Source organism: Helicobacter pylori NQ4053, assembly GCF_000274605.1.
GTDB classification, from domain to species: domain Bacteria; phylum Campylobacterota; class Campylobacteria; order Campylobacterales; family Helicobacteraceae; genus Helicobacter; species Helicobacter pylori_CV.
In genome coordinates, this window is sequence record NZ_AKNV01000001.1 from 91,832 (window position 1) to 104,101 (window position 12,270).

The window sequence follows — 12,270 nt, forward strand, 5'->3', positions numbered from 1 at the left end:
TCCTTTTCTTTTTAAAATAAGATTGAAATTGTTAGTAAATCTTGCGGAAGTGTGTCTTTAAGTAAGACCATACCGCAAGCTTTCGTTAATTATAGTATAAATTAATGGGATTTTGATATTAATGAGGCGTTTTTGCCCTTTCAAAAAAAAAAAAAGGTTTTTGTAGCGTTTCTAAACAAATATTAAACCAATAAAGGTCATTTTAAAAGAAATGAGGTTGTTTGAATAGGGGTAGTGATAAAAAGGGGGGGTTTTTAACTTTGGTTGTTTGGTGTGGTTGTTTGAGATTTGTTTGTAATAAAGCGGTTTTAAAAGAAATGAGGTTGTTTGAATAGGGGTAACTATAAAAAAAGGAGGTTTAACTTTGGTTGTTTGGTGTGGTTGCTTTAGATTTGTTGTAAAAAGGATTTTTTCTAAAAAATAAGATTTGATTGCTTGAGATTTGTTATAAAAATGATTTTCTTAAGGAGATAAAAAGGTTTTGCAATCATTTTTCTCAAAAACTCAAGGGTTTGCTTTAAAAAGCGGGGTTGTCCTTGAGTTTTGGTTGCATGCGGTTAGTAAAAAATTACCGCTTGCTTGGTGCGAGATCCTCACTTTTTTAAACGAGTTCCTCACTCTTTTAAAAAGGCTTTGAGCGTTCCTTAAAACTATCACCAACGCTTTATTAAAAAGCCTAGCTTAAGATTAATCCCCTACATAGACTTGTCTTGGGCGCGTGATCCTAGCTTGCGGGCTTTTGACATGCTCTAATAATTGAGCACACCAACCCACGGTTCGGCCAATGACAAACACCGGCGTGAAAAAACGCACCGGGATTTTTAAAGCCCTTAAAATCGTGCCGGAGTAGAAATCCACATTAGGGTAGAGATTCCTTTCAATGAAATACTCGTCTTTTAGCGCGATTTCTTCCACTTTCGCAGCGATTTCGCTCAATCTCTCGTCCATTTTAACGCCTTTTTGGTGCAGTTCGTCTTTCAGGCCTTTTAAGATTTTAGCGCGCGGATCGTAGCTCTTATACACCCTATGCCCAAAGCCCATGAGTTTGAAACTGTCGTTTTTGTCTTTCACTCGCGCAATATATTTATCCACATTTTTCACATCGCCGATTTCTTCTAATTGGATAAGCACTTTTTCATTCGCTCCGCCATGCAAATGCCCCCACAAAGCGCTAATGCCAGCGCTTATAGCTGCATAAGGATGCACGCCGGTGCTAGCGACATTCCTTACCGTGGTAGAAGAGGCGTTTTGGCTGTGATCAGCGTGTAAGGTTAGGATTTTATCAAAGGCTTCTATTTCTAGGGGTGTGATTTCTACTTCGCCTTGAGTGGTGTGTTTCAAGCGGCTGTAAGGATACCCTCTCAGCATGAAAAGGATATTTTCCACATAAGAGCGCGCGATGTCCGGATAAATAATGGGTGCTCCCACTTCATTACGATAGCAAATAGCCGCAAGCGTGGGGATTTTAGCGACAATTCTTCTGGCCATAGTCTGGTAATCTTCTTCAGTGTGCATGTTTTGGTGCGTGGAATAAAGGGTGGATAAGATAGACACCCCGCTAGAGAGCTTCGCCATAGGGTGGGCGTTACTAGGGAAAGCTGAAAACATGTTCAACAAGCTCTCATGCACAAAGCTTCTGTGGCGTAGTTCCAATTCAAACTCTAGGCTTTCATCTTGATTTTTGGGTAATTCCCCTGTGAGGAGCAATTTGCACACATCTACATATTTGTATTTGGCGACTAAATCTTCTATTCTATGCCCTCTGTAATACAATTCGCCTTGCTTGCCATTGACATAGCTGATCTTAGATTGGCACCCAGCGGTAGAAGAATACCCTGGATCGTAAGAAAAAAACCCGGTCGTTTCAAAAAGCTTGGAAAAATCCACCGCTTTAGGCCCACGAGTGCTTTCAATCGTTTCAAATTCATAGCGTTCATTATTTTCATTATTGATTAAAGTAACAGACATTCAATTTCCTTAAGTTTTGATAGTATCCAACTCCTAATTATAAGCCAAAAAATTAAATGGTTTCTTTTTAAAAACATTCCGTTTTTTCAAGTTATTTCCAACCGCTACTTTTAAACACGCATTCAAAAAAAGATTTTTAGGGGTTATATAGTATTTTTGCGCTAGTATAGTTACTTAAATTTTACAAAAAGGATAAACAATGGCTTACAACCCTAAAATTCTACAAAAGCCTAAAGAGGGCGAAGAGATTACGATTAAAGACAACAAATTGCATGTGCCAAACCACCCCATTATCCCTTTCATTGAGGGCGATGGCATTGGATCAGATATTACCCCGGCGATGATTAAAGTGGTGGATAGCGCAGTTCAAAAAGCGTATAAGGGCGAGAAAAAAATCGCATGGTATGAAGTGTTTGTGGGCGAAAAATGCTATCAAAAATTTAAAGATCATAAGGAATTAAGCCCTGAAGAGCAATGGTTACTACCGGACACTATTGAAGCGATTAACCATTATAAAGTTTCCATTAAAGGGCCTTTGACCACGCCTATTGGTGAGGGGTTTAGATCTTTGAATGTAGCGTTACGCCAAAAAATGGACTTGTATGTTTGCTTGAGGCCGGTAAGGTGGTATGGGAGTCCTAGCCCGGTGAAAGAACCACAAAAAGTGGATATGGTGATTTTTAGAGAAAATTCTGAAGACATTTATGCGGGCATTGAATGGCAAGAAGGCAGTGCGGAAGCGAAAAAACTCATCCGTTTTTTACAAAATGAACTAAAGGTTAAAAAAATCCGCTTCCCTGAAAGCAGCGGCGTAGGGATAAAACCCATCAGTAAAGAAGGCACAGAGAGGTTAGTGAGAAAAGCGATTGAATACGCTATTGATAACGACAAGCCAAGCGTAACTTTTGTGCATAAAGGCAATATCATGAAATACACTGAGGGAGCGTTCATGAAATGGGGCTATGCGCTCGCTCAAAAAGAATTTAACGCTCAAGTCATTGATAAAGGCCCATGGTGTTCTTTGAAAAACCCTAAAACCGGTAAAGAAATCATCATTAAAGACATGATCGCTGACGCGTTCTTGCAACAAATCTTATTGCGCCCTAGCGAATACAGCGTCATTGCGACCATGAATTTGAACGGGGATTATATCTCTGATGCGTTAGCGGCGATGGTGGGGGGTATTGGTATCGCTCCTGGGGCTAATCTCAATGACACGGTGGGCATGTTTGAAGCCACCCATGGCACCGCTCCTAAATACGCTGGGCTGGATAAAGTCAATCCGGGGTCTATTATTTTGAGCGCGGAAATGATGTTAAGGCATATGGGTTGGGTGGAGGCGGCTGATTTGATCGTCTCTGCTATGGAAAAAGCGATTAAGAGCAAGAAAGTCACTTATGATTTCGCTCGTTTAATGGATGGGGCTAAAGAAGTGAAATGCTCTGAATTTGCTAGCGTGATGATTGAAAACATGTGAAAGAGCGTTTTTTAAGCTCTGGTGTTTGAATGCGATTATAGGCTAATACTATCATTAAGGAATAAAGTTGATAAAATTTGTGCGTAATGTGGTTTTATTCATTCTAACGGCGATCTTTTTAGCGCTCATGCTTTTAGTGAGCTATTGCATGCCCCATTATAGTGCGGCTGTTATTAGCGGGGTGGAAGTCAAAAGAATGAATGAAAATGAAAACACGCCCAATAATAAGGAAGTAAAAACCCTTGCTAGAGATGTCTATTTTGTGCAAACTTACGACCCTAAGGATAAAAAAAGCGTGACCGTCTATCGTAACGAAGACACGCGCTTTGGCTTCCCTTTTTATTTTAAGTTTAATTCGGCTGATATTTCAGCCCTCGCTCAAAGTTTAGTCAACCAGCAAGTGGAAGTGCAATACTATGGCTGGCGGATCAATTTGTTTAATATGTTCCCTAATGTGATTTTTTTAAAGCCCTTAAAAGAGAGTGCTGAGATGTCAAAACCCATTTTTAGCTGGATTTTATACGCCTTGCTACTAGTGGGCTTTTTTATCAGCGTGCGTTCTGTTTGTGCTTTATTTAAGGGCAAAGCTCATTAATTCTTTCAGGCTTTGTTGGAAAATCACAATGGGGTTATTGGAGCGTGTATTAAAAAGCTCAATATAGGGCAAACTGATGCTGTGAAAAGCGGTGTTGTTTTCCCTCAAATTGATAGCGATTTTATAGTCTAGTTGGTGGGATTTCAATAAAAAATCATTCAGCAAACAATCATTAATCAAGCCCAAATTATCATGGCTAATCAAAAGCATTTTGGCTTTTAATTTTAGGGCCAAATCCAGCATGTTTTCTTCTAAAGTGATAGGCACGCATAGCCCCCCAGCCCCTTCAACGATGACTAAATCATAAGTTTTGGTGAAATTTTGGAGGCGTTGGGTCAAATTGTCCGTGTCAATGGGGGCGTTTGGATCTTCTTCTTGTTGGGCGATGAGGGGGGCTGAAGCTTTATGATAACGATAGAATGAGATGTCTTTTAAGGTTAAAGAGCGATCCAAAAGGCGGTTATCTTGCAAGAACAAATGCGCATCGCTAGAGTGGTTAATGGCGTCATTAACGCCTGTTTCAATGGGTTTTAACAAGATCGTTTTAACGCCACAAGCGTTGCAATATTGGGATAAGAGCCTAGTGCATGTGGTTTTTCCGGCATTGGTGTTAGTCGCGCTGATAAAGAGCATGGTTTAACCTTTAAATTTATAGCCATTATCTCTAAAGTGGTAAGCGCCCTCAAAGATTTGAGCGGTCAATACATTTTTAATTTGTGGTAACTTCACATTTTTTAGTGCTTCTCTTGGGACTTCAATGACTAGTCTCTCAAACGCTTGGTCGCTTAAAGGGTTATCAATATCAAAAACGAAACTTAAGATATTGTGGAGCGAATTATATGTGATTTTGTCAATTAACGCATAATTCAGTCTAACGCCCTCTGCTTGCTCTATGGCGGTAACGATGCTTTTAGATAGTCTAGGGCTGATGTTACCAAGCTGTGTCGCTAAATCTGTTGGCGAGATAAAGCAATAACCCGCATCGGTGTCTATGGTGTTAGCAAGCACTTTAGCAATCAATGTCCTACTCACTTTTTTACCTTGTCGCATAGCTTTGACAAGGTTATTGACTTGAATGTTTCGTTTCATACCTTGTTTGAAGTCATCACTTACCGCACATTTTCGTGCTTCTATGCGTTTAATCGCATTTTCCTGTCTTTTTATCATTTCGTCTAAAAAGAACTCTTTAGGGTGTCCATACCCACGAGTGATTTTCTGTAATGCCTTAATATTGCTTCTAATGTCCTCGCCAATAGTCCCTATACCCAATTTAGAGTAATCATAGGGCATACAAGTCGCTTTTAATTCTGTCTTAACGACTTTATTGAGAGCGAGTTTATTAAGACCGATACCCTCTTTATACCTAGAGAGAAAAGTATAAACGCTGTCATTTATGCGTGTGAGAGCTTGTGGTAAGTCGCTAGGAACTGAAAATTTAATCCCTGTGAATTTAGCCCATACCTTACCAAAACTATTAGGGCTAGAGCTTATCAAATCTATCCTATAAGTCTTATTCTTATTAGCAAGCATTTGTCCGCCATAGCAAATCGCTGCTTGTTTGAATTGTTTTCCCCATATCAATAAGTGGTTTTTCAAATCAAATGTGCTACTAGGTTCGTTTTGAAATACAAAAAAGCTAACCTCTTTGTCTGGTAAAATATTGTCTTTAGGGTTGTCTTTCCAATATCCTAACACTTCAATGTAACCAATGAAATCTCTGTCAATATTCATTATGTCTTTTAATGCTTGTGTCCTTGCCATATTTTCTTTTCTAGTGTAGCGATACCTCTCAACAAATTTATCACTAGACATAAGGTCTCTCATTGTGGCGTTTTTCTTAAAGAATTTGTCTGCATAAAAATTGCCTAATTTGTTATAGAGTTTCGCATAAATGTTCTCAATCATATCTTTGTAATTTTTAAATTTTGTGGTCTCTTTACCATTTTCAGGTTGTGGGTGAAAGAAATCTACAACTTTAATAGGGTCGTATGGGTCTAAATCCACAGATTGACTTAACCAATATTTGGCTATTATGTCCGCATTTTTAGGGTCTGCTCCGCTCTTATAAGCATAGATTAGAGCGTTTTGTTCTTTTTCGGTAAAGTCTTTATAAAAAGCGTCTTTAAAAGGTCTAAACGCAGAGATAGTCCCAAAAGGTAGTCCGCTCGCAATCTTTTTATAAATGCTGATAAGATTAGCGCTCTCAATTGTAGAGCCTTTAATAGTCTTGTGGCTCATATCATATTTAAGTCGTGAGATTTCATCGCCAACAGCATCTAAAAACTTGCTTAAGGGCATTGCCTTACCAAGCACCCTAACGCTAGGTTTATTTTGTCTAGCTAATTTCTTGTCCGCTAACGCTTTATCAATAGATGCTGTCAAAGATAAAGAAGTGTTTCTTTGTGGTTCATCAACAAATTCTAAAAAATCGTAATTCAATAGCATTATCGTGTCCTTTTCTTTAAGCGAGATTGTAGCGCTTTATCTTTGAGCTTTCAGCGGGTCATTAGGGTTTATTTGGTATAATATCAAAACTCCATTTAAGGTTGGTTCTTATGAATATTTTATTTGGGATTAGCGACACGCAAGAATGTTATAACGCTATTAAATTCGCTGTCAAATTAGCCCATTCGCTTAAAGAGGTCCGTTTCACCTTGTTGCATGTGAGCATGGAAGTGTTTATTTATAGCGAAAGCGGGATGATGGATTACGGCCAAACAGAAGCCTTAGAAGAAGAAAAAGCTAAGGCTTTGTTAAAGCAGTTTGAAGACGCTTTCAAAAAAGAAAATATAGAGTGCGAGAGCGTTCTAAAAAGCGGCGATTTGATTGATGTGGTTTTAGAAATGGCTAAGGATTATGATTTGTTATTGATCGGGGCGAGCGAGTCTAATTTGTTGTATCGTTTGTTCATTTCGCACCAAAATAGCTTGGTTGAACAATCCAGTATCCCTGTTGTGATCGCCAAGTAGCATGGATAAGCAACATGAAAGCATGGATAAGCGGCATGAAAATGTATAACATACCCACCCCCACCATGGCACAAGTGATCATGGTTGATGACCCCATTACGACAGCGGAATTTGTCATCTCTGCTTTGAGGGATTTTTTTGACAAGTCTTTAGAAGAGGCCAAAGCCCTCACATCAAGCATCCATCGTGATGGTGAGGGGGTTTGTGGCGTCTATCCTTATGATATTGCTAGGCATAGGGCAGCATGGGTTAGGGACAAAGCCAGAGCGTTAGAATTCCCTTTAAAATTATTGGTAGAAGAGATAAAATAATGGCTAAATTCAATCAAGATCTCAATGAAGTTCTCAACCAAGCTTTAAATTTAGCCCTAGATCTTAACCACGCCCTTTGCACCACAGAGCATGTGCTACTAGTCATTTTAGAACATGAGAGCGGGGAAAAGATTATTGGCGCTTTAGAAAGAGATGACTATGATAAATTAAAACAAATCCTTAAAGACTATTTGTTGCAATATGTGCCTTTAAAGAGCGATCCAGCCAAAATGCCTGCTAGGAGTTTTGTGCTATTAAGAATGCTTAAAAGAATGTATGCGAGTTGTTTTGAGAGCGTGGGCGTGGAAGAATTGCTTATTTTAATGCTGGATCACCCCGATTGTTACGCTTCAAAACTCATGGATAGTTTTGGCATCGCTCGTTTGTATTCTAATCCTGCTTTATTGGATTTGGATAACCATGGTATTCCTAATGACATTAATGATAATGAAGAAGCACCCAAAAGCACTCCCCTAAAAAAATACGCTAAAAATTTGAGCGCTTTAGCCCAAGACAACGCTTTAGATCCAGTCATTGGCAGAGAAGAAGAGATTTTAAGAGTGATAGAAATTTTAGGGCGCAGGAAAAAGAATAACCCGCTTTTAATTGGCGAAGCGGGCGTAGGAAAAACCTCCATCGCTGAAGCTTTGGCTTTAAAAATCGCTCAAAAAGAAGTGCCGGAGTTTTTGCAAGAATATGAAGTTTATTCTTTGGATTTGGCTTTAATGGTGGCTGGGGCAAAATACAGAGGGGATTTTGAAAAACGCTTGAAAAAAACGCTTAAAGAGATCCAACAAAACGGCCGTATCATTTTATTCATTGATGAAATCCACACCCTTTTAGGCGCAGGGAGCAGTAATGCTGGGAGCTTGGATGCGGCGAATATATTAAAACCGGTTTTAACGGATGGGAGCTTGAAATGTTTAGGAGCGACCACTTTTGAAGAATACCGTAGCGTGTTTGAAAAAGACAAGGCTTTTAATAGGCGCTTTTCAGTCATAAAAGTTGAAGAGCCTTCTAAAGAGGCGTGTTACTTGATTTTAAAAAAGATCGCTCCCCTTTATGAAGAACACCACCAGGTGCGTTATGATGAGAGCGTGTTTAAGGCATGCGTGGATTTAACGAGTGATTACATGCATGATAAATTCTTGCCGGATAAAGCGATTGAATTATTAGATGAGGTGGGATCGAGGAAAAAAATCAACCCTAAAAAGGGCAAAAAAATCAGCGTTGATGACGTGAAAGAAACGCTCGCTCTCAAGCTTAAAATCCCTAAAATGCGTTTGAGCAGCGATAAAAAAGCCCTTTTAAGGAATTTAGAAAAATCGCTAAAAAATAAGATTTTTGCCCAAACCGAGGCGATTAGTCTTGTCAGCAATGCGATTAAAATCCAGCATTGCGGGCTTTCTGCAAAAAATAAGCCTGTGGGGAGCTTTTTATTCGTGGGGCCTAGTGGGGTGGGGAAAACGGAGTTGGCTAAAGAATTGGCTTTGAATTTGAATTTGCATTTTGAACGCTTTGACATGAGCGAATACAAAGAGGCCCATAGCGTGGCAAAACTCATCGGGAGTCCTAGCGGTTATGTGGGGTTTGAGCAAGGGGGGCTGTTGGTGAATGCGATTAAAAAACACCCGCATTGTTTGCTGCTTTTAGATGAAATAGAAAAAGCCCATTCTAATGTGTATGATTTGTTGTTGCAAGTGATGGATAACGCCACTTTGAGCGATAATTTAGGCAATCAGGCGAGTTTTAAGCATGTGATTTTGATTATGACTTCAAATGTGGGGAGTAAGGATAAGGATACGCTAGGGTTTTTTAGCGCTAAAAACGCCAAGTATGATAGAGCCGTTAAAGAGCTTTTGACCCCTGAATTACGCTCTAGGATTGATGCGATCGTGCCGTTTAACGCGCTCAGTTTGGAGGATTTTGAACGCATTGTTTCTGTGGAATTAGACAAATTAAAAGCCCTAGCGTTAGAGCAAGGCGTGATCTTAAAATTCCATAAAGAAGTTGTGAAATGCATCGCGCAAAAGAGCTACCAAACGACTTTAGGAGCGAGAGAAATTAAAAAAATTATTCATAATGAAATCAAAACCCAATTAAGCGATATACTGCTCTTGCAATCGCTTAAAAAACCTTGTAAGATCGCTTGCTTATTGGAAAAAAACCAATTGGTTCTAAAAGAAATCAAGCACGCGCAAAAGGTGAAAGAAAATGACTTTTGAAATGCTTTATAGTAAAATCCATAGGGCTACTATCACAGACGCTAATCTCAACTATATAGGCTCGATCACCATAGATGAGGATTTAGCCAAGCTCGCTAAGCTCAGAGAGGGCATGAAAGTGGAAATCGTGGATGTCAATAACGGCGAACGCTTCAGCACCTATGTGATTTTAGGGAAAAAAAGGGGTGAAATTTGCGTCAATGGCGCAGCAGCCAGAAAGGTGGCCATAGGCGATGTGGTGATCATTTTAGCTTATGCGAGCATGAACGAAGATGAAATCAATACGCACAAGCCAAGCATCGTGCTAGTGGATGAAAAAAACGAAATTTTAGAAAAGGGTTAGAGATGGATTTTAGTCAATTGGGCGGGTTAAGCGGGTTGTTAGACGGCATGAAAAAAGAGTTTTCCCAACTAGAAGAAAAGAATAAAGACACGATCCACACTTCCAAAAGCGGTGGGGGAATGGTGAGCGTGAGTTTTAATGGGTTGGGGGAATTAGTGGATTTGCAAATTGATGACAGCCTGTTAGAAGATAAAGAAGCGATGCAAATCTATTTGATGAGCGCTTTGAATGACGGGTATAAAGCCGTAGAAGAAAACCGAAAGAATTTAGCCTTTAACATGCTAGGGAATTTTGCCAAGTTGTGATGCTTTATAAAGCCCTTATCGTTTTTATCGCTCTGTTGGGTTTTTTGAATGGTTTAGGGGCTTATGATTTCAAGCATTGTCAGGCTTTTTTTAAAGAAGCGAGCCTTAAAAATGGGGGCGTGGCTTTAAAGGAATTGCCTAAAGGCGTGTATTTATATTATTCTAAAACTTACCCTAAACACGCTAAAGTCATCAAATCCGATCCTTTTATAGGGCTGTATTTGTTGCAAAGCACGCCAAGCGAGTATGTTTATACATTAAGGGATTTAGACAAAGACGCCCTTATAAGACCCATGGCCAGTATAGGGACTAATCAAGCCACAGAAGCGCGATTATTGGTAGGGCAAAAAGGCTATGACCGCTACGCTCAAATTTCACAAAAAACCCAAAAAAATGGCGTTATCAGCAATATTTGCTATCAAATGCTAGGGCTAGGGGTAGGGGGGAACGGCTTTATAGAAACGAAATTTATCAAGCGCTTTTTAAACCAAAAAGAGCCTTATTATGGGGATATTGGGGTGCGTTTAGAAGAATATCATAAGCGTTTAGTGGTAGCGCAATTCGATCCCTTTTTCCCTAAAAACCCTTTTTTAAAAAATGATGAAATCCTAGCGATCAATGATTACAAGATCCGCTCGTTAGCGGAGTTTGAATGGATGGTGAGCAATCTTTCATACCAAAGCCTTGCTAAAGTGAAAATCAAACGAAACCATCAAATCAAAGAAGTAACGCTTAAAGTCAATAAGCGTTATGGGGGGTTTTTACTCAAAGACACTTTTTTAGAGCGCTATGGCATCGCTTTAGACGAGCGTTTTATCATCACTAAAATAGGCAATCATTTGCCCAAAGGCTTGGATTTTTTAAAGCTTGGGGATAGGATTTTATGGGTGAATCATAAAAGCGTTTCGTTCAACCCGAAGGCTTTAAGAGAAGCGTTAAGCGCGCCTAAAATTGAATTATTAGTCTGGCGTCAAGGCTTTGAATTTTACATTAAAGTCCGTTGAAACATTGATGAAACATGACGCTTATGAAATCATTCTTTCTTGGTTTATCACGCCTCTCACGGCGATTTTAGGGCGTTTCGCTGAATTTTTTCTCTACACCTTGCATGCGCAATTGGTGTTTAATAGTGCGGTCGCTTTGGCGTTCATGCTCTTTGCTTATAGGAGTTTGAAAGAGCAGAATTTTTTCAGCGCTAGCGCGCTTTTAGAGGCGTTATTGTTTGTGGGGTTTTTTGCGCTGTTTAATTACGCTTTAAAAAACCCTTCGCGCTTTTATGAATTGTTTCAAAACGCTATTTTTATTGCGCCTAACATGATCACGCAAAGCCTTTCTCAAAGCTTGAGTAACTTTTCTAACCACGCGCTTTCTTTAGATTTTATCTTCAATCATGGTTTTTATGCCCTTAGTTTTATCAGCGATTTGAGCCACAATGAAATGTCTGTGTGGCTTTTTTTAAGTATTTTGCAAGGGCTTTTTTTGAGCGTGCTGTTTGCGATCATCATTTTAGTGTATTTAGAAGTGCATGTGTGGTGCTCTTTAGGGGTGCTGTTTTTAGCGTTTGGGTTTTTTAAAACCTGGAGGAGCGTTGTGGTTATATGCCTAAAAAAATGCTTCGCTCTTGGGTTTTACAAGCCTCTTTTGTTGTTGGTGGGGTTTTTGAATGTGTCGGTTACTAAGGCTTTAATAGACGCTCATATGCAAGAAAAACAAGACTTAAGCCTTTTATTGGTGGTAGCGTTATTTTTGTGTTGCGTTTTTATCATAGGCGTGCCTTTTTTCATCAACGCTTTGTTTAGGGTGCAAAACAGCCTTAAAGAAACTTACAAACTCGCCACCAATTTGAGCGCCAACCTCAGCCAAAACGCCCTTACTTCCTTACAATATATCACGACCTCGCCCGCTCCCTCTAGCGTTTCTACTTCTACAAGCGGTAGCGTTTCTAAAGAAAAAGAAACGCATTCCCCCACATTTAAGGTAGAAACCACTCAATTAGATGTAAAAATCCCAAATTTCAAGCAAAAAAAGGTTAAAAAGGATACAATAAATACAAAAAATGAAATTTAAATAAATAGGA

At 39.4% G+C, this 12,270-nt stretch carries 12 protein-coding genes; 9 read left to right on the forward strand and 3 right to left on the reverse strand.

Features of this window, described 5'->3' with window-relative positions:
- Positions 1-687: 687 nt before the first annotated feature.
- A complete protein-coding gene (locus AYS37_RS00485; protein ID WP_000117445.1) occupies positions 688-1,968 on the reverse strand; it encodes a citrate synthase in 1,281 nt (426 codons plus the stop codon).
- Between the two features lie 199 nt (positions 1,969-2,167).
- Between AYS37_RS00485 and icd the strand changes: the two genes are divergently transcribed.
- The gene (icd, locus tag AYS37_RS00490) at positions 2,168-3,445 is read left to right on the forward strand and encodes an isocitrate dehydrogenase (NADP(+)) (RefSeq protein ID WP_000323976.1); all 1,278 of its coding nucleotides are present in this window, start codon (positions 2,168-2,170) and stop codon (positions 3,443-3,445) included.
- 67 nt (positions 3,446-3,512) lie between these two features.
- Positions 3,513-4,040 carry a DUF1523 family protein gene (locus AYS37_RS00495; protein WP_000589517.1) on the forward strand — a complete coding sequence of 176 codons (528 nt, stop codon included), beginning with the start codon at positions 3,513-3,515 and terminating at the stop codon, positions 4,038-4,040.
- On the opposite strand, the gene bioD is transcribed toward AYS37_RS00495, so the two are convergent.
- Both bioD and AYS37_RS00505 read right to left on the reverse strand, forming a co-directional pair.
- Complete coding sequence (gene bioD / locus AYS37_RS00500) at positions 4,017-4,673, reverse strand: dethiobiotin synthase (RefSeq protein ID WP_000897580.1); 657 nt, start codon at positions 4,671-4,673, stop codon at positions 4,017-4,019. The two genes, AYS37_RS00495 and bioD, sit on opposite strands and share 24 nt — an antisense overlap.
- Before the next feature lie 3 nt (positions 4,674-4,676).
- A complete protein-coding gene (locus AYS37_RS00505; RefSeq protein ID WP_000926173.1) occupies positions 4,677-6,485 on the reverse strand; it encodes a hypothetical protein in 1,809 nt (602 codons plus the stop codon).
- 110 nt (positions 6,486-6,595) lie between these two features.
- On the opposite strand from AYS37_RS00505, the gene AYS37_RS00510 reads away from it, so the two are divergent.
- The 7 genes from AYS37_RS00510 to AYS37_RS00540 are packed head-to-tail and all read left to right on the forward strand — an operon-like array spanning position 6,596 to position 12,260.
- The gene (locus tag AYS37_RS00510) at positions 6,596-7,009 is read left to right on the forward strand and encodes a universal stress protein (protein ID WP_001023008.1); all 414 of its coding nucleotides are present in this window, start codon (positions 6,596-6,598) and stop codon (positions 7,007-7,009) included.
- Between the two features lie 35 nt (positions 7,010-7,044).
- Positions 7,045-7,320, forward strand: coding sequence for an ATP-dependent Clp protease adaptor ClpS (locus tag AYS37_RS00515; RefSeq protein WP_000784906.1), 276 nt, complete (start codon positions 7,045-7,047; stop codon positions 7,318-7,320).
- A complete protein-coding gene (locus tag AYS37_RS00520; RefSeq protein WP_001051504.1) occupies positions 7,320-9,545 on the forward strand; it encodes an AAA family ATPase in 2,226 nt (741 codons plus the stop codon). The genes AYS37_RS00515 and AYS37_RS00520 overlap by 1 nt, the downstream gene beginning before the upstream one ends.
- A complete protein-coding gene (gene panD, locus AYS37_RS00525) occupies positions 9,535-9,888 on the forward strand; it encodes an aspartate 1-decarboxylase (protein WP_000142254.1) in 354 nt (117 codons plus the stop codon). Before AYS37_RS00520 ends, panD begins: the two co-directional genes overlap by 11 nt.
- A 2-nt stretch (positions 9,889-9,890) precedes the next feature.
- The gene (locus tag AYS37_RS00530; protein ID WP_000347926.1) at positions 9,891-10,193 is read left to right on the forward strand and encodes a YbaB/EbfC family nucleoid-associated protein; all 303 of its coding nucleotides are present in this window, start codon (positions 9,891-9,893) and stop codon (positions 10,191-10,193) included.
- Positions 10,193-11,197, forward strand: a complete 1,005-nt coding sequence (locus AYS37_RS00535; RefSeq protein WP_000965837.1) for a PDZ domain-containing protein — start codon at positions 10,193-10,195, stop codon at positions 11,195-11,197. The genes AYS37_RS00530 and AYS37_RS00535 overlap by 1 nt, the downstream gene beginning before the upstream one ends.
- Positions 11,198-11,204: 7 nt before the next feature.
- Positions 11,205-12,260: a type IV secretion system protein gene (locus AYS37_RS00540; RefSeq protein WP_000679711.1), complete on the forward strand. Its 1,056-nt coding sequence runs from the start codon at positions 11,205-11,207 to the stop codon at positions 12,258-12,260.
- The last annotated feature ends 10 nt before the right edge of the window (positions 12,261-12,270 follow it).

Bases quoted from the DNA above. Each gene is read 5' to 3' on its own strand.
- AYS37_RS00485 (WP_000117445.1), bottom strand. From the start codon at position 1,968: ATGTCTGTTACTTTAATCAATAATGAAAATAATGAACGCTATGAATTT.
- icd (WP_000323976.1), top strand. From the start codon at position 2,168: ATGGCTTACAACCCTAAAATTCTACAAAAGCCTAAAGAGGGCGAAGAG.
- bioD (WP_000897580.1), bottom strand. From the start codon at position 4,673: ATGCTCTTTATCAGCGCGACTAACACCAATGCCGGAAAAACCACATGC.
- AYS37_RS00505 (WP_000926173.1), bottom strand. From the start codon at position 6,485: ATGCTATTGAATTACGATTTTTTAGAATTTGTTGATGAACCACAAAGA.
- AYS37_RS00510 (WP_001023008.1), top strand. From the start codon at position 6,596: ATGAATATTTTATTTGGGATTAGCGACACGCAAGAATGTTATAACGCT.
- AYS37_RS00515 (WP_000784906.1), top strand. From the start codon at position 7,045: ATGAAAATGTATAACATACCCACCCCCACCATGGCACAAGTGATCATG.
- AYS37_RS00520 (WP_001051504.1), top strand. From the start codon at position 7,320: ATGGCTAAATTCAATCAAGATCTCAATGAAGTTCTCAACCAAGCTTTA.
- panD (WP_000142254.1), top strand. From the start codon at position 9,535: ATGACTTTTGAAATGCTTTATAGTAAAATCCATAGGGCTACTATCACA.
- AYS37_RS00530 (WP_000347926.1), top strand. From the start codon at position 9,891: ATGGATTTTAGTCAATTGGGCGGGTTAAGCGGGTTGTTAGACGGCATG.
- AYS37_RS00535 (WP_000965837.1), top strand. From the start codon at position 10,193: ATGCTTTATAAAGCCCTTATCGTTTTTATCGCTCTGTTGGGTTTTTTG.
- AYS37_RS00540 (WP_000679711.1), top strand. From the start codon at position 11,205: ATGAAACATGACGCTTATGAAATCATTCTTTCTTGGTTTATCACGCCT.